The sequence below is a fragment of the Acinetobacter sp. YH01006 genome (assembly GCF_013420445.1).
GTDB classification, from domain to species: domain Bacteria; phylum Pseudomonadota; class Gammaproteobacteria; order Pseudomonadales; family Moraxellaceae; genus Acinetobacter; species Acinetobacter pseudolwoffii.
The window spans coordinates 78,703-99,353 of record NZ_VOYB01000010.1 but is presented as its reverse complement, the minus strand read 5'-3'; the positions used below and the strand labels follow the sequence as shown (position 1 = coordinate 99,353).

General features: G+C 43.1%; 19 protein-coding genes, 1 tRNA gene and 1 pseudogene. 9 read left to right on the top strand and 12 right to left on the bottom strand.

The genetic code is table 11. The features are described from left to right. Positions 1 to 151: 151 nt before the first annotated feature. Together FTT73_RS10340 and FTT73_RS10335 are read right to left on the bottom strand one after the other, a co-directional pair. Positions 152 to 790, bottom strand: coding sequence for a ribonuclease I (locus FTT73_RS10340; protein WP_035337455.1), 639 nt, complete (start codon positions 788 to 790; stop codon positions 152 to 154). Between the two features lie 32 nt (positions 791 to 822). Further along, positions 823 to 2,757 carry a lytic transglycosylase domain-containing protein gene (locus FTT73_RS10335; protein WP_180191380.1) on the bottom strand — a complete coding sequence of 645 codons (1,935 nt, stop codon included), beginning with the start codon at positions 2,755 to 2,757 and terminating at the stop codon, positions 823 to 825. Between the two features lie 334 nt (positions 2,758 to 3,091). Between FTT73_RS10335 and miaB the strand changes: the two genes are divergently transcribed. From miaB to ybeY, 3 genes are read left to right on the top strand one after another with little or no spacing between them, the layout of a single operon-like run. Continuing rightward, complete coding sequence (miaB, locus tag FTT73_RS10330; protein WP_005094063.1) at positions 3,092 to 4,549, top strand: tRNA (N6-isopentenyl adenosine(37)-C2)-methylthiotransferase MiaB; 1,458 nt, start codon at positions 3,092 to 3,094, stop codon at positions 4,547 to 4,549. Positions 4,550 to 4,587: 38 nt separating this feature from the next. After that, on the top strand, positions 4,588 to 5,664 hold the full coding sequence (locus FTT73_RS10325; RefSeq protein ID WP_005094064.1) for a PhoH family protein: 1,077 nt from the start codon (positions 4,588 to 4,590) through the stop codon (positions 5,662 to 5,664). A 22-nt stretch (positions 5,665 to 5,686) separates the two neighbouring features. Then, entirely contained in the window at positions 5,687 to 6,169 is a 483-nt protein-coding gene (gene ybeY, locus FTT73_RS10320) for an rRNA maturation RNase YbeY (protein ID WP_005094076.1), read from the top strand. Positions 6,170 to 6,349: 180 nt separating this feature from the next. On the opposite strand, the gene FTT73_RS10315 is transcribed toward ybeY, so the two are convergent. After that, positions 6,350 to 7,207 carry an energy transducer TonB gene (locus FTT73_RS10315; RefSeq protein ID WP_005094077.1) on the bottom strand — a complete coding sequence of 286 codons (858 nt, stop codon included), beginning with the start codon at positions 7,205 to 7,207 and terminating at the stop codon, positions 6,350 to 6,352. 261 nt (positions 7,208 to 7,468) lie between these two features. On the opposite strand from FTT73_RS10315, the gene FTT73_RS10310 reads away from it, so the two are divergent. The 3 genes from FTT73_RS10310 to FTT73_RS10300 all read left to right on the top strand — a co-directional run bounded on the left by FTT73_RS10310 (position 7,469) and on the right by FTT73_RS10300 (position 9,693). Then, complete coding sequence (locus FTT73_RS10310; RefSeq protein ID WP_005094079.1) at positions 7,469 to 8,155, top strand: hypothetical protein; 687 nt, start codon at positions 7,469 to 7,471, stop codon at positions 8,153 to 8,155. A 190-nt stretch (positions 8,156 to 8,345) separates the two neighbouring features. Continuing rightward, positions 8,346 to 9,029: a DUF3108 domain-containing protein gene (locus FTT73_RS10305; protein ID WP_373686443.1), complete on the top strand. Its 684-nt coding sequence runs from the start codon at positions 8,346 to 8,348 to the stop codon at positions 9,027 to 9,029. An 88-nt stretch (positions 9,030 to 9,117) separates the two neighbouring features. Beyond that, positions 9,118 to 9,693, top strand: coding sequence for a xanthine phosphoribosyltransferase (locus tag FTT73_RS10300; RefSeq protein ID WP_005094083.1), 576 nt, complete (start codon positions 9,118 to 9,120; stop codon positions 9,691 to 9,693). A 310-nt stretch (positions 9,694 to 10,003) separates the two neighbouring features. Here FTT73_RS10300 and FTT73_RS10295 read toward each other — a convergent pair whose 3' ends face one another. The 3 genes from FTT73_RS10295 to FTT73_RS10285 all read right to left on the bottom strand — a co-directional run bounded on the left by FTT73_RS10295 (position 10,004) and on the right by FTT73_RS10285 (position 12,326). Further along, complete coding sequence (locus tag FTT73_RS10295; protein ID WP_034608358.1) at positions 10,004 to 10,666, bottom strand: hypothetical protein; 663 nt, start codon at positions 10,664 to 10,666, stop codon at positions 10,004 to 10,006. Positions 10,667 to 10,749: 83 nt separating this feature from the next. Continuing rightward, a complete protein-coding gene (locus FTT73_RS10290; RefSeq protein ID WP_180077484.1) occupies positions 10,750 to 11,955 on the bottom strand; it encodes a CsgG/HfaB family protein in 1,206 nt (401 codons plus the stop codon). Beyond that, complete coding sequence (locus tag FTT73_RS10285) at positions 11,949 to 12,326, bottom strand: hypothetical protein (protein ID WP_005094089.1); 378 nt, start codon at positions 12,324 to 12,326, stop codon at positions 11,949 to 11,951. Before FTT73_RS10285 ends, FTT73_RS10290 begins: the two co-directional genes overlap by 7 nt. An 865-nt stretch (positions 12,327 to 13,191) precedes the next feature. On the opposite strand from FTT73_RS10285, the gene FTT73_RS10280 reads away from it, so the two are divergent. Then, positions 13,192 to 13,569, top strand: a complete 378-nt coding sequence (locus tag FTT73_RS10280; RefSeq protein WP_180191377.1) for a hypothetical protein — start codon at positions 13,192 to 13,194, stop codon at positions 13,567 to 13,569. 53 nt (positions 13,570 to 13,622) lie between these two features. Here the strand turns inward: FTT73_RS10280 and wrbA are convergent, their stop codons facing one another. Continuing rightward, a complete protein-coding gene (gene wrbA / locus FTT73_RS10275; protein WP_180191376.1) occupies positions 13,623 to 14,219 on the bottom strand; it encodes an NAD(P)H:quinone oxidoreductase in 597 nt (198 codons plus the stop codon). A gap of 114 nt (positions 14,220 to 14,333) precedes the next feature. Here wrbA and FTT73_RS10270 point away from each other — a divergent pair, with 114 nt between their 5' ends. Next, a complete protein-coding gene (locus FTT73_RS10270; RefSeq protein WP_005168686.1) occupies positions 14,334 to 15,581 on the top strand; it encodes a YihY family inner membrane protein in 1,248 nt (415 codons plus the stop codon). Between the two features lie 30 nt (positions 15,582 to 15,611). Here FTT73_RS10270 and yddG read toward each other — a convergent pair whose 3' ends face one another. From yddG to FTT73_RS10250, 4 genes are all read right to left on the bottom strand, one after another. Continuing rightward, positions 15,612 to 16,475 (bottom strand): aromatic amino acid DMT transporter YddG, encoded by an 864-nt coding sequence (gene yddG / locus FTT73_RS10265; RefSeq protein ID WP_180191375.1) that lies wholly within the window; start codon positions 16,473 to 16,475, stop codon positions 15,612 to 15,614. Positions 16,476 to 16,505: 30 nt separating this feature from the next. Further along, positions 16,506 to 17,444 carry a DMT family transporter gene (locus FTT73_RS10260; protein WP_180077493.1) on the bottom strand — a complete coding sequence of 313 codons (939 nt, stop codon included), beginning with the start codon at positions 17,442 to 17,444 and terminating at the stop codon, positions 16,506 to 16,508. A gap of 155 nt (positions 17,445 to 17,599) precedes the next feature. Next, the gene (locus FTT73_RS10255) at positions 17,600 to 18,241 is read right to left on the bottom strand and encodes a fumarylacetoacetate hydrolase family protein (RefSeq protein ID WP_074383570.1); all 642 of its coding nucleotides are present in this window, start codon (positions 18,239 to 18,241) and stop codon (positions 17,600 to 17,602) included. A gap of 42 nt (positions 18,242 to 18,283) precedes the next feature. Continuing rightward, entirely contained in the window at positions 18,284 to 18,781 is a 498-nt protein-coding gene (locus FTT73_RS10250) for a YcxB family protein (protein WP_005168696.1), read from the bottom strand. Between the two features lie 160 nt (positions 18,782 to 18,941). Here FTT73_RS10250 and FTT73_RS10245 point away from each other — a divergent pair. Then, positions 18,942 to 20,240: pseudogene (locus FTT73_RS10245) on the top strand (SRPBCC family protein). A gap of 105 nt (positions 20,241 to 20,345) precedes the next feature. On the opposite strand, the gene FTT73_RS10240 reads toward FTT73_RS10245, so the two are convergent. Continuing rightward, positions 20,346 to 20,422 (bottom strand) — tRNA-Arg (locus tag FTT73_RS10240). Between the last annotated feature and the right edge of the window lie 229 nt (positions 20,423 to 20,651).

Here is a 20,651-nt window from a genome sequence, read left to right as displayed (position 1 = left end):
GAGGATATTCAATGCGATTAAATAGTTAGTATTTAATCTAATAATCGTAAACGCGAAAGATTGTACTCCAATCCTTTGCCAGATGCATATAAAAGAGGACGGATTTCACCTAAAGTCTGATAGGAAATATAAATTAAATCGGCAAAAAAGCTCAGTATGTTCCTTTTATTGTGATAGTTTTTGGGCATGTATTAATAATGTTGGCAGGACAGGATTTGTAATTGCCATTGGGGCGATAACAGACCTTGATCGAGGTAAGTACGCTGGCTGACTGTGTCTGCTGGCAGTTAAATCTCAAGGCATTACCCGGTAATTGCGGATTAATTTTCAGAAATTTGGCCCGCAGCGTATCGACAGAAATCGTAATATTTTCCTGTTCCGTCAGTTCCGCAGGCACTTTAAGACGATCTGCATAATTGATAATCGTCCGGAAATACTGACTGGCATTCATCGGCACGCAGCCACCGATATTGCGCCATAAAATTGTCCGGGTATTGTCATCCGGCATGATCCTGGCCACCACCTTGGACTGCAGTGGTGACAGTTTCGCGGAGCTATTGGTCGTACAATTTTGTGATGTAGTCTGAGGATATAAGCCGGAAATATTCAAGGAATAGCCTTCCAGACATTTTCGCTTCTTGGCATATTCCGGGTACAAGCTACATAAGGCCGGGACCATTTGTACATCCATGACATAGTCTGTTGGTGCAGCAAATGCTGCCTGACTGCTGGTCAATACTACAAGCGCAACCGATCCAGCCCAGACTCGACGATCCTTCATTATTTTCATGAATAAGTCACCATTCCCCAATAATTTTAATTTTATTGTGTATTTCGTAATGGTATCAGTTGCATGCGTTTACCCACGGACTGTGCCCCCTGTCCTAATAAAATACCGTAATGCGTGGCATTGGTCATGACATGTTTCACATAATCTCGGGTTTCAAGTAAAGGAATACTTTCAGTATATTGATCTGCGGCCATGCCCTGAAATTCCGGCTGCCAGCGGCGGGCACGGTTTGGACCGGCATTATAGCCTGCGGTTGCCAGCACCGGACTATCGCTAAGCTGACGCTGAATCGTAGATAAATAGAATGTTCCATAGCGAATATTGGTATTCATATCGGTGAGTGCCGCCGGGTTATAAGCTTCACCCATTTGACGCGCCACCAGCTTGGCAGTATCTGGCATGATTTGCATCAGACCACCCGCACCTACATGTGAACGTGCCACAGTATTGAAACGGCTTTCCTGACGCATCAACCCGTAGGCCCAGGCTGGATCTATGCCGGCATTACGACTATGGCTGACCACGTAATTCTGATGTGGCATTGGAAAACGATAATTGTAGTTATGTTTGTTCGCGGTACGGTCGGCAGCATAAATGGCCCGATCATGCCAACCCATGTCCATGGCACGCTTTGCCGCAGCCAGCAACAGCTCATCATCTTTCTTTAGATAAGCCTGACGTACTGCCCAGTTCCATTCACGGTTAATGTAGTTATTCGGTGCACTGATATTACGTAGCGTGAACGCACGACGGAAATGAATATCCTGATTCAAACGTTGCATGGCCTGATTCGATGGCTGAATTGGATTGGGTGTGCTCGCAGTCAGCTGTCCCAACTTGTCGCGTGCCAGAAGATTGTGATAATCATCCCCGGCGGCCAATGTACGATAAATACTCTCTGCAGTTTTCTTTGAACTACGATCTGCACGCTGCTCACTGGCACGGGCCAGCCAATATTGCCAGCGATCTTCCTGTTTCTGATTGACGCTCATGGCATCAATCGCACGGATTAGGCTTTCCCACGCACTAAAACGGATGGCCTGACGCGCATAAATCTCAGCTTCTTCCGGACTAAATGGCAGACCATAACTGGCATCAAAGGCATTTAACACTTCCCGGTTAAAGTTGTTCTTCATGACTGTGGTTCCACCGACATACCCCACAGCTCGGTATAAGGCACGTTGTACTTGTACCGGTGTGCCTTCAGCAGTCCGTTTCACAATGGATAACGCCGAGTCCAGATCACTATCTGCCAGACGTCCCAGTGCATAAATCAGATAAGCATGTTCTGCCGCACTGTTTTTCGGTGCAGACCATAAATAATTGGTTGGATTGGCCTGAATCGAATTGAGTTGTGCTAAAGACAGATTCAGACCGATTCCTTGCGCAGTGGCAATAGCCTGACCTGACTGGCCGGCACGCAATTGTACCCAAAGTCGCTGTTGGCGGTCTTCTGCCGTCATTAAAGGACTAGAAAGCATCATTCGACCAAGTCCAGTACAAGAATCCGGTTGGCTATTGGTGGTTAGCCAGACCTCTTTAAACTCGGCATAAACCAGCTCATCACCGGCTTTGGCACGAACTTGTGCTACGGCACAGGCTTCAGCTGGATCGGCATTGGTTACATAAGGCAATACCGGTTGAGCCGTGGTGAAATCTGCCATTTTGACTTTTTCTTCGACATAGTCCGCTGCCAGCTTTTCAGCCATCGCAGATTGCGGGTAGCGCTGAGCAAAACTGACAATTTGGCTGGCAGGTTGCAAGGCAAGATTCTGGTTTAAAATCCAGTATTCCGGATAATAGCCTAAAGCATCATTCTGCATGGACAGGCGATATTGTTGTAATAATTCAGTATTACCTGCATTGGCCGCACGTAAGGCATCGTTAAATTGCTCTTCAGCTGCATATGTACTTGCTGAACAGATACACGCCACACTTAACGTAATTAATTTATAATATTTATACATATTTTCAGTGTGTTTCAACATCCCTTTGCCTTCTCTCATCGATTCTGTGCCTAGCCTATGTTGCTTATCATAAGAGCTTTGTTGAAATATTATAAGCAACTGTATTGTTCAGTTATGTAACCTTATGATTAAGCAATATTAATCTACAGACAATTTTTACCCATAAATCAATATTTTTCCACGTTTAATTTAAGCTATAAGTTTAAGCGACTTTCCTGCTAAAATATGCGCCTTCCCATATTTCAGTCCGTGAATTGAATTGTTATTCACCTGTTTGATGCGTCAATCAGGCTGTTCGTTCACTCTTTCAACGTATTACCTTGTAGGAGCCTACATGACGGTTCAAACCTTCATTCCGAATGGTGCCCCAGCTGCCTCAGAAAACACTGTTACCCAGCCAGCGCACACCCCTGTCCATGAGATTGCAGTAAAAAAACTGTATATCGAAACGCAAGGGTGTCAGATGAATGAGTACGACAGTCACCGTATGGCAGACCTGTTAGGCGATTCTCATGGCTATGTGCTGACCAACGATCCTAAAGATGCCGATATTCTGCTGATGAATACCTGCTCGATCCGTGAAAAAGCCCAAGAAAAAGTGTTTTCCGAGCTGGGGCGCTGGCGCAAACTGAAAGACAAGAATCCGGATCTGATTATCGGGGTTGGCGGCTGTGTGGCGTCTCAGGAAGGCGACAACATCCAGAAACGTGCCAATTATGTCGACATGATTTTTGGCCCGCAAACCCTGCACCGCTTGCCACAAATGCTGGATCAGCATTTTGACCAGATCGAAAAACCGAAAAAAGAAAAAATCAAACTGGTAGATATCTCCTTCCCGGATATCGAAAAATTCGACTTTCTGCCTGAACCGCGTGTTGAGGGCTATAAAGCCTTTGTTTCGATCATGGAAGGCTGTTCAAAATATTGTTCATTCTGCGTGGTGCCTTATACCCGTGGTGAAGAAGTGTCTCGCCCACTGGATGATGTGCTGGCTGAAATTGCTGGTCTGGCTGAAAAAGGCGTACGTGAAATTTCCCTGTTGGGTCAAAACGTCAATGGCTATCGTGGTGAAACCTTTGAAGGCAATATCTGTACTTTTGCCGATCTGTTGCGTTTAGTCGCGGATATTCCGGGCATTGGCCGGATTCGTTATACCACTTCGCATCCACTCGAATTTAATGATGACCTGATTCAGTGTTATCGCGACCTGCCACAAATGGTTTCGCATCTGCATTTGCCGGTACAAAGTGGCTCGAATGATGTGCTTCAGGCCATGAAACGTAATCATACCATCGATGTCTATATCGAGAAAATTAAAAAGTTACGCTCAGTTCGTCCCGATATGCATTTATCTTCAGACTTTATCATTGGCTTCCCGGGTGAAACTGATGAGAACTTTGCAGAGACCTATCAATTTATTAAAGATCTGGATTTCGATCATTCTTATAGTTTTATCTATTCAAAACGTCCGGGTACGCCTGCGGCAGAACTGGAAGATACCATTCCGGAAGATGTCAAAAAAGAACGTCTGGCCAAAGTTCAGCAATGGATTAAACGCTCGAGTATTGACAAAACGGATGCCATGCTCGGTAGCATCCAGCGGGTACTGATCGAGAAAGTCTCTGATAAAGATCCGAATATTCTGGTGGGTACGGCGGACAACACCCGTTATGTCAACTTTATTGGTGATCCTGCCTGGGTAGGTCGCTTTGCCGAGATCGAAGTGACCGAAATTAAAACTTTGAATTTAGTTTATGGTGAACTCTTGAATCTTGAGCCTGACGTGGCGTAATGTAGAGCATATAACGTACACTTCATAAGGAATACTCTTTGACTGCAGCGATTCGACGTACAGTAGCTTTTCCTGGGATTTCAATGGACCGTATCCAAGCGATGTTAGGTGCTTATAACGGTCATTTGAAGCAAATTGAACAACGTTTAGATGTCAAAATCTCCCATCGCGGAGAGAGTTTTATTGTGGATGGTGGAATCGATGCCGTTGAAAGAGCCGAAATGCTCTTGCAACGTCTACACGAAGAATCTGAACAGAGCCAGCAGATCAGCGCAGATACCCTGCACCTAATGATTCAGGGCAGTCAGACTGACCGTGAACTCCAGCAAGATCTAGAAGACCAAGAACATACCGGCCTGGACAATGTCTGGTTACAAACCCGTAAAGGCCGGATCAATCCGCGTGGTGCCAACCAGAAACGTTATGTACAGCGTATTCTGCAAAGTGATATTTCTTTTGGTATAGGTCCTGCCGGAACCGGTAAAACCTATCTGGCTGTCGCTGCTGCTGTGGACATGCTGGAACGCAATGAAATCCAGCGCATTCTACTGGTGCGTCCTGCGGTCGAAGCCGGTGAAAAACTGGGTTTCTTGCCAGGGGATTTAAGCCAGAAAATCGATCCTTATTTGCGTCCATTGTATGATGCTTTGTATGAAATGCTCGGCTTTGAAAAAGTGGCCAAGCTGATTGAACGTCAAGTGATTGAGGTGGCGCCACTCGCTTATATGCGTGGCCGTACCTTGAATCATTCTTTCGTCATTCTGGATGAGGCACAGAACACCACCCCAGAACAGATGAAAATGTTCCTGACCCGTTTAGGTTTTGGTTCACGAGCGGTCATTACTGGTGACGTGACGCAGGTGGATTTACCGCGCGGCCAACAGTCTGGTCTTTCACATGCCCTGCGTGTGATTGATAAAATCCCTGAAATTCATATCACCCGTTTTCATTCGCGTGATGTGGTTCGTCATCAACTGGTACAGAAAATTGTTGAAGCCTATGAAGGCTGGGACAGTGATCAGCAGCGTTTAAGTGCAGAAGCACGTGCCGAACGTAAAGCACGTCAGGACGCCTTGATCGCTGAAAATAATGCTGCCGCAGATGCACAGCATTAAGCTTTCAATTTAAGGATTTGTGTTGAAACTTAGTCTTTCCTTACAGCAGGATTTTCAGTCACCTGAACTGGTACTAAAACGTGCCTCTATTAAAAAAGTAGTCGAAACCACTTTAGGTCATATCGGTACGCAAAGTAATTGCGAAATCGGAATTGCCTGTGTCGATCATGATGAAAGTCATAAACTGAATCTGGAATATCGCGGCAAAGACAAATCGACCAATGTCCTGTCTTTTCCGAGCGATCTTCCAGATGAAATGGCGCAATTTCTGGATGCCTTTCCGATTGGCGATCTGGTGATCTGTATTCCTGTGGTACTTGCTGAAGCGCTTGAGCAGCAAAAAGCGCCGTTGACGCATTTCACCCATATGCTGGTGCATGGCACCTTGCATTTAATGGGTTATGATCATGAAACATCAGATGAAGATGCGGAAGAAATGGAAGGCATTGAAATTGAAATTCTGGCCAAACTGGGTTTTGAAAATCCTTATCTGGAACGAGATTAAGATTTAAAAGAAAATGAAGGAAGCGAGCTGAGGCTCGCTTTTTTAATGCTTTATATTCGCTCTTCTTCTAGGAGATGAGAAGCCTCAGAATATATTCTGAGTTCGCAAGGGAGAGGTTCTAATACCTGTTAAAACCCCTCTCTCTAACTCTCTCCCAAAGGGAGAGAGAACTAGAATGAATTAACGCACTTCAAACTCTGCTTCAGCCGGATCAAAACGCCAGGTTCGGATAATCCGCAATTCAGAAATTTCCTTCATTTTGGCATCAAACGCACCAAATGGCGCCGCTTTACGTACAGAAGATTTCGCAGCCTCATCCAGCATGGCATGTCCTGAACTGTCAATTAATCGGATGGCACGAATCCCGCCATTCTGATTCAGGATCACCATCAGACGAACTTCACCTGCCAGATTCTGCTGCTTGGCAGCTTCCGGATAATACTGATTGCCATAAAACTCTACTTTCTGACGGAACTTTTCCAGATAGGCTGCAGAGACATCCTGCTTGGATTGAATGCCATCCACAGTTTTAATTTTTTGCTGACGACTAAAATTTTGCTGACGCTGTAAATATTGCGCTTCCAGACTGGCCACCATGGCTGCTTTGGCCTGAAACTGGCTTTGTAACTGCTCCTGCATTTTTTTACGCTGATTTTCTTCTGCCTGTTTTTGCCAGCTCAAGGTGGTCATCAGCACTTTTTCTTCAAAACTGAGTTCCTGTTTCTGTTGCAGCAGATCCGGACTTTCTTGTTGTTCTTCCCCTGCCTTCTGCTCTAACAAAGGAGATGGCATATCACTCGACATCCGGTGCGCTTCTCGAAACTTGCCAGAACCTTGCTGGTCTGTCTGGGCCAGAAAATCAGCGTGTTCAATTTTTTCATCTGTCTGTCGCAAGCTGACTGCAATTTCTTTGGTGCTGGTCTCCCGATCTTGCGGCATACCAAATTCCAGTGTCAATACGATCAAATGCAGAATGCCTGCGGTGAGCACGGCACTGCTAAACACTGGATCTTTCCACCAGGTTCTGACCAGAGGCATTAATATCATTGTTTATCACATTACCCAAACTCAGTCCTGAGTTCAGTTCCCCAAAAAAGTATTTTAAAGATTAAAAATAAACAAATTGGGCATTTCTATTTTAAAAATGCCAAATCCATCAAATCTTCAACGTTACATAACTAAAACTATAAAAATGGTGCTATTTATTTTGCTAAACTTCAAGCTTGAATACTTGTATTTTTCATACAATTCGACAAGATACACTTCGAGTCAAAAATAAAGTTGCTAGGATGCTTCAATATGCAAACGCTAATTTCCAATATTTCCAACCGAATCCGCCAAGTGTATCAGAGGGCGGAAGGATTTATTGAGGATGAGCGTGAATTCCCTTTATCGCAAGTCTTCTTAAATGCAACTTTTCAACGCTTTGTCACCGACAATGTCGATGCACTGAAAGACTTACACGCAGACCTGCATGAAGACTGGCTGCGTCTCTACGCGACACTAGACTATAAAGGCCTGAATATCACTTTGTCGGTAGACTTGAAGCTGGTTCAGATGGAACTGAATAAGACCACCCAGCTGATTGTATTCGAGCAAATCAGTGATACACAGCTTATTGACGCCAAATATCCAAATCTGTTGTATAAGCTTGGGGTGCGTTTTGCCCTGTTCTTCTATCAACGCATCTTGAACAAAGATCCATTGGGCATGATTCTGGAAAAACTTGGCGTTATTAAAGTCATTGATGACTTGCTGTATCTGGACTTGAACCGCTGGTTAGGCAAAAACCGTTCGATTATTGATACTCTAGGAAAAGTTCATGTGAATCATGCAGTGCTTCGCGAAGCTGAACTGGTGGTGATTGGTAATGTGAATCTGGCAGCCCTGTTTAGGAAACTTTCTCAAGACAGAGAGGAAAATTGGGATGAAGACGAAATGGACGATAACCTGGTGACCCCGATCAAACAGAAAGATCCGTCTTGAATACTATTCAATCTCGTTTTTTGAACTTTTGTTGAAAAAAACTACATGAAAGATACATTTTTGCTAGAAATATCCCTTAAATTTCCATATTTTGCCTAAAGAATAAAAGCTACAACAAGTAAGATGTTTTGCCCGTTTAACCAATATAGGAAAATGACTAATGGTGAAGACTGTATTTAAGACTTTAGCGATGACCACAGGTCTAAGCGGTGCAATACTGTTGACTGGTATTTCTAGCCAGGCTTTTGCCATGACGCCTTTCCAAGCCAATTATCAATTTAGCTATAATGGCAAGAATATGGGTTCTGCCACCCGTACTCTGAGTAAATCTGGCAATAACTGGACTTACGTCTTTGCTGCAAAAGCCGGTGGTATTGCTTCAGCAACTGAAACCAGCCGTTTCACCTTTAATAACGGCAAGATTGGCTCCAGCAGTTTCAGTCGTAGCAGTAAAATCCTGGTGCATAACAACACCATGAGTATTAACTTTAATCCTTCCAGCAAAACCATCAATACCAGAAAAGATGATGAAAAGCGTTCTTTTGCCTGGAGAGCCGATGTTCTGGATGAACTGAATGCGGAATTACAAATTCGTGAAGATCTAAAAAATGGTGGCTTAAAATCGAATTATTATCTTGCTGATGCTAAAGAGGTCGAAGGCCGTAAGTTTGTTCGACAAGGTTCAGAAACGGTCAGTACCAAATATGGTTCTTTTAATACCATCAAGGTGGTGATGAAGCATAGCAAGCCGGGTCGTGAAACCATCTTCTGGCTGGCACCGAACCTTGACTATCTGCCAGTCAAGGTTTCGCATGTAGACAAGAAAACCTCTTATGGTTTGCTATTAACTGACTATAAAGGTGCAAGCAACTAAGATTTTGGTGAATTTCACTTGATTTTTTCCGGGTGCTTTTTACAATACGCTTTTGCTTGAAAAAGCACCTGCTCTTGAGGATTCTCCCGTGCATGCACTAGAACAGAAAATCTTGGCCGAAGGCATCGTTCTCTCTGAAGAAGTTTTGAAAGTGGATTCTTTCTTAAACCACCAGATTGACCCAGTCATGATGCAATTAATTGGTCAAGAATTTGCGCGTCTGTTTAAGGATGCTGGTATCACCAAAATTATTACGATTGAAGCATCAGGTATTGCACCTGCAGTGATGGCAGGTTTAGAACTTGGTGTACCTGTCATCTTTGCACGTAAATACCAGTCTTTGACCCTGAAAGATGATTTATACCGCTCTAAAGTGTTTTCATTTACCAAACAGACTGAAAGCACCATCGCGATTTCAAATAAACACATCAGCTCAACCGACAAGGTTTTAGTGATTGATGACTTCCTGGCGAATGGTCAGGCGGCGCTGGGTCTGGCCGATCTGATTCATCAGGCAAACGCAGAAGTGGTCGGTATTGGTATTGTGATTGAAAAATCATTCCAGCCTGGTCGCGACTTGCTGCTTGAAAAAGGCTACCGTGTGGAGTCACTGGCACGCGTAAAATCTTTGGCAAATGGCACAGTTGAATTTGTTCGCGACTAAGCTCGACAATCAATTTTAAAAGAGCGCTTATGCGCTCTTTTTTATTTTGTCTATCTGATGAAATAAATTAAAAATATTCAAAGCTCGACTCTAGTTCAATCTAATGTGTTATTCATGATTCCTGACTTGATCCTAGATGAATGGCTTACTTTTAAATTCGAAGTGATTAAACCTCTAAAATAGATCGTGTCATAAAATAAATAATTTTTCTATCCGATGAATAAACAACCAGTTATAGCAATTTTATTATAAGATAAAGAGGTCTAACTATCTGCAAATAATTAGACCTCTGTTCACCTTAAACAAGAGTTTATTTAACCGTCACAGTAATACTGCCGCTATTTACAGCACCGATAGCGGTAGTTGTGATGCTATTATTAATAGCAGTTTGAGTTCCTTCTGCAATTGCATTGACAGAGGCATCAATGGTACCCGCATTATAGGCAATGTTCGCTACACTATAATTGCTTAAAGTTTCATTGATCTGCTCACTATAGTTGGTAGACAGTGATGAACTTACAACTTCCGATAGATCTGAACTATCCGCAACCTCGGATAACTCTTCTAAGGTTTCAGAATTATTCGTTGCACTAGTGACTTGACTGAAATCATAGTCATATGTTTCATCTGATACGTCTGATATCACCTGATTGAAGCTGCCTTGCTCAATCGTGATACTACCTGTGTTCGCTGCACCAATTGCAGTAGTTTCAATTGTTCCTTCAATTGAACTAATCGCATCTGGTACTTCTCTTACTGCTCCTGCAAGTGCTTCTAAATCGACGCTTGCATCAACATCACCTGTATTCACTGCCAGATTCAGCGCAGAACCATTTTCAACCTGCTGAGAAATAGAATCCAGAGTAGCTTGTAAACCGGTATCTACTTCCACATTGGTTTCTTGAGCATATGCCATCCCCGCACTAGACAGAAAGGCGACGGATAATGCGACTGTTTTGATCGTGTTTTTCATCATTGTTCTTCCTACTGTTATTTTGAAGTACCTCTCGCTAAGTACTTCTTCTGACAATGGGAGCGAGCCCATTTTCAAATCTTTTAATCACGTTGAATATTTGACCAGTAATTCTCTACTACCTCTGGATTGGCATCCCATAAACTGGATGACTTCTCCTCAGCTTGTTCTTTGTCAGCTTTTTCTTGACTATCTTTTTTGTCATTTATTTTGCTTGTAGGGGATGGGCGCTTAGTCTTACTAATATATTTAATCAGTTCCTGTTTGCTCATTTCAGGCTCGGCTTCAGGATTCTGAATCACCTCAGATTCTTTCTGCTTAGGCGGCTTGGTATCTTTGCTGGGTGAATTGGTCGACTTGTTTTTTTCATTGGATGAATCTGCCTGACGTGAGGCCGATTCCTGAACAGGGTTGCTGGAATCGGTACTGATTTGTTGCTGATTTTTCTTATATTTATGCAAGGCAACAGAACTGCGAGTGAGATCTAAGCGACCAAATTCAGGTGGAATTTCCGCACGGCAACTTGCAAACACTGCCGGTGGCACGACCTGACTGAGTAATTCAAAAGTGGCCAGGTTCAACATTTGGCGTAAGGCAAAATTAGTCGCCTCTCGTTCTCCCTTGCCAATTTGAATATTTAACAGTGTACGACCCGCGAACCTGCCTGCACTCAGACCATAATCCTGTGCAGCAATCTGCTTTTGCAAGGAAACATTACCCACCACTTTACTGCTGCGGGTATCGGTCAGAGATAAATCCAAACCGACCATAATACGGGTTTGACTGTAATTTGGGCCCACTCCGGCAATTTGCATGTCAAAACCTCCGCCCGGAATAAAATCCAGACTGTTAATACTGCCGGTGACATAATAATCGGAGGCCTGAATTTGCCTTGGATCACGAATCCCCCATTTGGCTTCACTTTCGATAATACGGGGGTCACGTCGGTTCATTAAACTGACGCCTGCCTGAAACAAGGCAGACTGCACCATATCTCCCGCACCCTGGGTCACCATTTTGCCACTTCCGCCATTGGTGACTACATCTTTACCGGTTTGATCCAGAATCGCGCCAACAGAAAAACTCACATCACTACGTAGTTGCCCTTTGAGGCAGGAGAGCGCCATATCAAAAGGGGTAAAAATATCGGTAATGGGTGGTCCTTGCACCAGACTAACTGCTTTCTTGTTTGAGGGAGCTAAACCTGTACAACCTGTTAGAAACGAGCTAAAAAAAACAGGAATACTCAGAGAAAATATATATTTTCGGGTTAAGGAGAAATTCAGCATAGCGACTCTCCTGATTGAGTACTTAAATTAGGACAGCGCTGAGCGTTTTGATTGGTATTTGAATTGACAGGTGCTTCATTGAGTAATTCACTCGAAATATCGATGTTGTTGTCTGAACCTTCGACATTGATATTGTTGGTGGGTGTATTTACGGTACCTATAGAGGTGGTTGAGGTACTGTAAATAGTGGTTCTACCTAATCCAGAATAATAATCGGACTCCTTGAGCTCGATCAGATTGGCTTGAACTAGATTTTCATTGGAGCGGGCACTTGATGATTTCCAACGCTGCGTCCACTCATCAGATGTGGCATAAGCATTGTTTAAAAAACAAAAACATAATAAACCCAGATTGATGACTAATATTCTCATAATCTTAATATCCTCTGATCTAAGATATTTATTTAATTCTTGAGTTGAGTAAGATTAAATTTATCTGAAAAATATTAAATCACATAAAAAAATAAAAAGTAGAATCCAGCATTATTCACATATTTATTTATATTGATTAAAAACCCATATATTTGTTTTTATTTATAATAATTATTTTTATTATAATTTGTGATTTGTAAGAAATCATTATATCGAAAATATATGAATATAATAATCACCTAAAAAACTTGATTAAAATAATATATTTTTTATCTTATTAATAATAAATAAATTATCTAATCACGACCCAAATTATTATTTATTTTAATTTTAAAAATCTGTAAATTTTTATTTTATTAGAACTTCTCATTAATAATAAATATCACACTTTATTAAAAATACAATTAATCAATGAGAATGAAAACCACTTATAAAAAAATGCCGATTTTAAGCTGTTTTTTTGATAAAAAATGCCAAATAGCTTTAATGATTCCTTTCTGTTTGCAAGCTTTTGAGAGCAGCCAGCAAACCATCAGCTGCTTTGAATATAAAGAAATGGCCAATCAGGCCTGTGTATAGATAGAGTACTGAGGAAGAAAAACCTCCAAAATCTTATAGTGTCCTGCATGATCGAAATAATTCAAAAATGACTCACGCAGATAAAAATAAATATATTTACAGCTGAAATACAATGTTTGAGCGTTAATTCAACTAGAATCAGGAAGGTAGGAAATGCTCCTGACCTCAGGATTCAGCATGTATATATGCTGTTGCAGCATATTATGAAGAGCTGCTGATCTAGAGAAAATTGCATCTCCTCCATAAACTTAAAACAAGTGAATACCAATCCTTGATGGAAAAACCTATGCAATGTCCTAAATGTGGTTCCACTGACATCGAACAGCGTGATCACGAACAGAATTTAAAGAAAATTGGTGGCATTCTCATGAGCTCGGCAGGTGCTACTGCGGGTACAGTCGGTGGTGCTGCTTCTGGCGCATCCGTTGGCGCAGCGATTGGTACTGTTGCTGGCCCCTTAGGTGTAATTTTAGGTGGGACAGTGGGTACTTTTGTCGGGGCAATCAGTGTTGGCATTACCGGTGGCGTAATAGGGAATTTCCTCGGCAAAAAAGCCGGGATTTCCGTCGACCGTAATTTATTCTTGGATTATCAATGTTTAAAATGCAAACATAGATTTATTCAAAAAGATCAAAAAGATCAAAAAGATCAAAAAGAAGATTAATATCATGAAGGAAATGAAGTGAGTGAGTTCTTCATTTCCTTGTGAGTTAATACTTAAGACTGATTGAGTTTGAAAGCCACGTCAGCCAGTCGTTTGCCCTGTACTTCGCACAAAACTTTTTCATCTGGGCTTAAACCCTGATCATGCCGTGGGCCACTGACATGACTGGCACCGTACGGCGTACCGCCAGTCTTGGTATTGGACAAGGCAGCTGTAGCATTACTGAGTCCCATAATCATCATACCGTGGTGGAATAATGGTGGCAGCATAGTCAACAAGGTACTTTCCTGTCCGCCATGCATGGAACCCGATGCGGTAAAGACACAGGCCGGCTTACCGTGCAGCGCACCATTCAGCCATAGACTGGTGGTCTGATCCCAAAAGTATTTCATTTCTGAGGCCATATTGCCAAAACGGGTCGGTGAACCTAAGGCCAAGCCAGAACACTGGGCCAAATCCTCTAAACTGCAATAAATATCTCCTTCTGCCGGAATACTCGGCTCGGCTACGGTTACGACGCTAGAAATATTCGGGACAGTCCGAATTTTTACCGCCATTCCTGTCGATTCAACGCCATTGGCTATCAGATGTGCCATTTCTTTCGTTGAGCCATATTTGCTGTAATATAAAACAAGAACATAAGGTTGCATGAGGCTTCTTATTCATTACTTAAAAAAATAAAACTATACGATATTCTGTAACTTTTTTGGTTAAGCTAATGGATGAAAATTCATGATGATTAAAAAAATTGAGATTGGATGCACATGATTGTTGAGTATTTAAAAAAGTTACCCTTTTATGAGAAACACTGGTTTCAGTTTATTTTATTCGTACTCCGACGCTTTGAAGCAGACCGTTGTCGTGAGCAAGCCGGTTCCCTGACCTATACTACGCTTTTCGCAGTCGTGCCGATGTTGACGGTTTTCTTGGTCATTATTTCATCGATTAAAGCCTTAGAGCCTGCACGACAACAATTGCAACAGCTGATCTACAGTAACTTTCTACCCAAAACCACGATTGCCTTTGATAAAGCGCTGAATGCCTTTACCGATAAATCCAGTAATTTAACCGTGATTGGTATCCTGTTTTTATTCATTACGACCGTATTGATGCTCACCAGTATCGAAACGGCCTTTAACCGAATTTGGCGAGTGACTCAGACCCGAGGTGGAATTATCGGGTTTATGCGCTACTGGACTATCATTTCGCTGGGACCGATTTTACTGGGTAGTGCCTTCGTCATTTCATCAACCGTGGCTTCCATGAGTGTCCTCAGCAATAACTTTGCCGGGTATGAACTTAATGGTGCTTTTGTCCTCTGGGCCATTTCCTTTTCTCTGACCGTACTCGGATTTTTCATTCTCAACTGGACCATCCCCAATCGCAGTGTGCCACTCAAGTCTGCATTTATTGCCGGCCTGTTTAGTGCAGTGGTGTTTGAGCTGCTTAAAAACCTGTTCGGTTTTGTGATGTCAAACTTTACCAGTTATGAGATTGTCTATGGTGCATTCGCCGCTGTGCCGATCTTTCTACTGTGGATTTATTTATCCTGGAATATTGTCTTACTCGGCGTTGAGATCAGTTATGCCCTGACGGCCTTTGAATCTGGTCAGGATCATAAACGTCACCCAATCATCATGCTGCTGGATCTATTAGAGCTGTTTCATAAAAAGCAAAAAACTGGTGAGAGCATTAGTGAAGCAGAAGCATTAGATGCTTTGGGTCGTGATGAAATTGGTCGCTGGCCAAACTATGTGAGCATGTTTGAAAAACAAAATCTGATCAAACGTACCGATGACAATGAATATGTCTTGGTACGTGATCTGGATCAGGTGAGTTTTTGGGACTTTTATCTGCAACTTCCTTATCCATTGCCACGTAAGCATCACTTCACCGAGGCACATACCGAGGAAATCTGGATGCAGAAATTCTCCCCTAAGCTACAGGAAACCGATCAATATCTGGAAGAAAAGTTGAGTTTTCCACTTTCTGAATTGTTCCGGAATAAATAATCCTAAATCCTCTCGCTTGAGAGGATTTTTTTAAGTTGTTTGCGTAGACTTCCAGCAGACGATCGCACCTGCGGTCACCAAAGCAGTGCCGATCCAAAAACTCAGCTCGGGCCGAATATCCAGAATCAGCATCGACATAACTGAAGACAGAATTGGCATAAAATAGGTGGCCAAAATCAGTACCTTGATATTGCCGTACTGCATGCTCTGATTCCAGTTACTATAAGCAATTCCGATCAGACTGCCTACTATGGCGATTCCCAGCCAGAGCTTCAATGAAGGCATCCTGAAAGGCTCATCCAAGCCCAGATGTAAGCCCCATAACGCAATGACGGCGACCACAAAAAAAATCGGTACGCCATTTTGTCCACGACCATATTTTCTGGTCAGAATGCAATAACATGGCCATAACAAGGCACCGATAAAAGCAAAGCCATAAGCCCAAGGATTTTCAGCTAAAACCTGCATAAGTTTCGATAGATTGGTAATTTCAGGATTGACCACCAACATCAGACCGACTACAGCAAGCAAAAATCCTGGAATGCCCCAAAGACGCGCCTGCAATTGCCGGGCAAATATCGAAAAGACAATCATCAAGGGTGGCCAGAGATAATTGATCATCGCAATCAGCATCACCTGTTCACGGTGATCCGACCAGGCAACTGCAACAAGAAATAGAATTTCATAAGCAACGAACAAAGCCCCACAACCCAATAGATAGCGCTTGGACATTTGCCTGATTTTAGGAAATCCAATCAATGCCAGAATCGCCAGACTACTAAAAGTGTAAATCAGGGCAATCCCCTGCACCGGACTGGTAGATTCGGTAATCAATTTGACCACAGCCACCAGACTGGCCCAGATCAGAATGGAAGACAGGCCAATCCAGGCCAATCCAGGTGGCCAGTTTCATCGACCAGACGTTCATGTTTGCTCTTGAGGATTATTCGTTGTATTCGGTTTTTTCAGCCATCCCTGCAAGCTCACCAGAATCACGCCCAGCATGACCATACAGGTTCCAATAATAAAATTCAGTTCGATCTGTTCATCCAGAATCAACACCCCAAACAGCATGCCAAATACAGGCGTTAAAAAAGAAAATACGCCCAAACGTGAAGCCAGATAATGTTTCAGCATCCAGAACCAGATCAAATAACTGGCAAAGGAAATCAGCACGGTATGAAAGATCAGACTGGAAATAGACAGGGTCGTCCATTGAATGGTCGCTTGCCCACTAAAAAAAGCCAAAGGTAGCAATAATATGCCGCCCATCAATAATTGATAGAATAAGGTCTGGGTGGCAGGTGCTTCAGCCAGTCGGCTCAGACGTACACTGACAGTGGTGGCTGCCCAGAATATACCTCCGAGTAAGGCCAGAAAATCTCCCCACAAAGCATCGGTTTGTAAAGTAGAGCTTGTCTGTGGTCTGAGTAAAAAACTGACCACAATCCCGCTAAATGCCACGAAGATACCGCCCCATTGCACACGCGACAAACGCTCTGCCGGCAATTTCCAGTGCAGACCCAATGCGACAAAAATCGGCGCAGTATAAAGCAAAACAATGGTATGCGAAGCTGAGGTATAGCGTAGTGCTTCCCCAATCAGATGAAATTCGGTTGCGAACAGTATTCCGACCAGCAATCCTGCAGGCAAATAGCGGGTGCTCAAAAGCTGACGGCGCACGCTCTGCTGAATCAGGGGATACACCATGATCGCAGACAAGGCTGAACGCAAGGCAATTTGCATCAAGGCTGAAATATCACTGGCCGCCCATTTCAGCACGACCTGTTGTAGCCCCCACAACATACATAATACAAACATGATGGCAGATGCTTTGGTATCTAGCGCCTGACGTTGCTTCACCCCTACTCCTGTGACCGCTTTAAAGTGCCCACTATAATCTTCTCTGCGGTAAAACAATACTTTTCTATTATTTTGCCAGCGCTGTAAATATTTTAAAACTCGATAAAAAAGGACTGCGTTCGCAGTCCTTTCAATCAAAAAATAAACCGTTCAGCTTATTTAACCCAAGTCGTCCAGATATAATCCTGAGACTGGCCTTTCAGGGTCATTTTTAACTGATCGCCTGCATGCAATGCCGCCACACCTGCGGGTGTACCCGTCATCACCACATCACCTTCTTCTAAAGTGAATACCTGGCTGATATCTGCCAGTAAAGTCGCGATATCAAAAATCAATAAAGCGGTATCGCCTTTTTGACGCAGTTCTTCATTCACCTCCAAAGTGTAATGCACATCTTGCCAGTCCGCGACCACATCATTCACAGGAATCCAGTCTGACAACAGACACGAACCATCAAAGGCTTTGGCACGTTCCCAAGGCTGGCCTTTTTTCTTGAGTTCATCCTGCAAGTCACGCAGGGTCAAGTCCAGACCTAAAGTCACCGCACCCACCGCTTGCAGTGCTTTTACAGGATCATTTTCTTTGCTTAAAGTCCGGTCAATACGCAAACTGAGTTCACATTCATAGTGGCAGTTGCCCCACTCCGGATTCCATTCAATCCCTGCATCGAGCGAGCCTAAGGCACTCGGTGGCTTAATAAATAAGACCGGACGATCAGGGATCGCATTTCCGAGTTCTTTGGCATGATCGGCATAACTGCGACCAACGCAGACAATTTTGGATGGGCGTGTACTCATGATCAAAACTTTCCTTTATTTGTCTTTATATCGATCTCTGGATTATTTTTTAAATGCATTCTCAAAAATGTTTTGCTCAGTCGCATCTTTAAAGGCACGTTTTGGCACAATGATGACGGTACGGTTTTTCAGTTCCAGCATATAGGTCAGTTTGCCGGCAGCAAAATTCTGCACTTCACTATACGCTACCAGCTTGCTACGCTCATTATTAAAAATCTCCGCATAGTCCTGATACAGATCAAGGCCTTGTTCACTCTTACCAAACTGATATTTGACGAACTGGCGTTTAAACATCATCGGCAGAAACCAGTAACGCATGATGCCTTGCAGGATCAGGAAGAATGCCCCCAAAGCCACGTAATAGCGTCCTACCCCGTCAAAGCCCATCGAAAAGCCCCAAAGGATAATCCCGATACTGACCAGAGGCGTCAGAAAACGTGAAATCTGCTTTTTGCCAAAAGTCGCCAAGGCAAAACCATCCTGAGATTCTTCTAAAGTCAGAAAATAACGGGTCGATAAAGTCGGTGCTGACTCAGTCATAGCATCACATCAAAAAAATAAAATCTTGCCCAATACTATAGCAAAATATGCACAATGCTTATGGCCTGACGCATCAATTACATAACTTTGCTTTGGAAAAACGTGTATTTAGTTTTAAATAAACAGCAATTAAAACAAAAAATATGCAACAGGATGTTGAATGAAAGGATTCAAGCAATGCATTGCGATCGGTATCTGTTCGGGTCTGTCTACTCTATCACTGGCCAAGATTATTCCCTGGGATGCAGAATTACCCAGTAGCCTGAGTGCTTATCCGGGCAATGCCCAACAATTGGCAGAATTGACAGGCGAAAAGATTCTGATTTATGCGCATCCGGTGACTAAAACCCAGCTTCCTACCTTAAACAGTAAGGCCACCAGCAAGGCACAATTTTATAGTGCCGCCGTGGTTTTGCCTGTGGCTGAAACACAGGTCGAGAAATTGCTACAGCATTATCCGGATTATGTTGGCCTGTTTCCGACTTTAAAGTCAGCCAAAATTCTAGAACAGCAAGGCTCGATTCAGCAGGTCAAATATCAGGTGCATATCCCCACACCAATTCCGATATTGAACTTCAAAGAAACCGTGGTGATGCAGCATCATCTGGGCAATAACAGCATCAGCACTTTAATTATTGATGCACCCATTCCTTATGGCGCTGGAAAACTGGAATGGTTCGCGCTTGATCCGCACAGAACTCTGGTGACAGTGACCCAGTAGGGCGACCTGAACCAGCCCAAAGGTTTTCTATTCAGTAAAATTCTCAATGCCCTGCCTGAAGCCAAACTTGGCATTCCTCCCAGTACCAACGCATTTCTACTCGAAGCACTGCAACAGCGCTTTAAAACCAGTCATGCCACAACACTCACCGCCCCGACTCCACAACTGAAATTTAATTCACAACAGCTACAGAAGATTGCCCAGCTTAGTCAAAAATCCGGCCAACCGGTCAGTTTTATTTTGCCCAGCTATCAGATTAAAGAAGGAAAAGCCTCAGAAAATTTGAGATTTAGCAGCACCTATCAATACTTTCCGCATTCGGTAGACAAGCTACGACCGTGGTTGGCTGCACAAGCCAGTCAACAGCTTTTCCCACGCCAGATCAAGAAAGTCGAACTTAACCCGATCAATACCCAAAGTGTAGATGCCAACTATAAAGTTTCAGTGGGCTTAGGCGTGATTCAGATTCCATTTAACTTCAAGATGCGTTTTTACCAGCCCGATCCCTTGCAGAATCAGTTCAATGCCAATAGTGGCGACTTAAAGTTTGTCAAAGGCGGCATGAAGCTATTGCCGCAATCACAAGGTAATCTGTTCCAAATCACCAGCAGCATGAAGATTCATGATCAGGCACCGTTTTTATTAAGGGCCATGCGCAGTCTGCCCTATCACGATGTATTACCTGCGGTGGGTGGCAATACCGTCTATGCACTCAAGGTGCAGCAAAAATTAAGATAATCAACGAATCGGTAGTTATTGGTTTTTTATATGAAAAATCGTTAAATATCACAGACGTAAAAAAACCGCATCAATGTGCGGTTTTTTCAGAATTCTTATCAAGATTGGTGCGCTCAGAGAGATTCGAACTCCCGACCCCTTAGTTCGTAGCCAAGTGCTCTATCCAGCTGAGCTATGAGCGCGACGTCTTGATGGGGTGCATTATACGGCTTTTTTAAGGCTTGTTAAGTGTTTTTTAATAAAAGCACAACTGAATGTATAGTAATTAAACGATACAGCAGTATTTACAGTTTTCTGTGAGAATTTCTGCACATTTAGAGCTAAAAACAATTAATACCATCCGGACTTTGACGCTGTATTCAATGTGGCGACAAGCTCCATTTCATCCTGATGAAAAGTACACAGCAAATA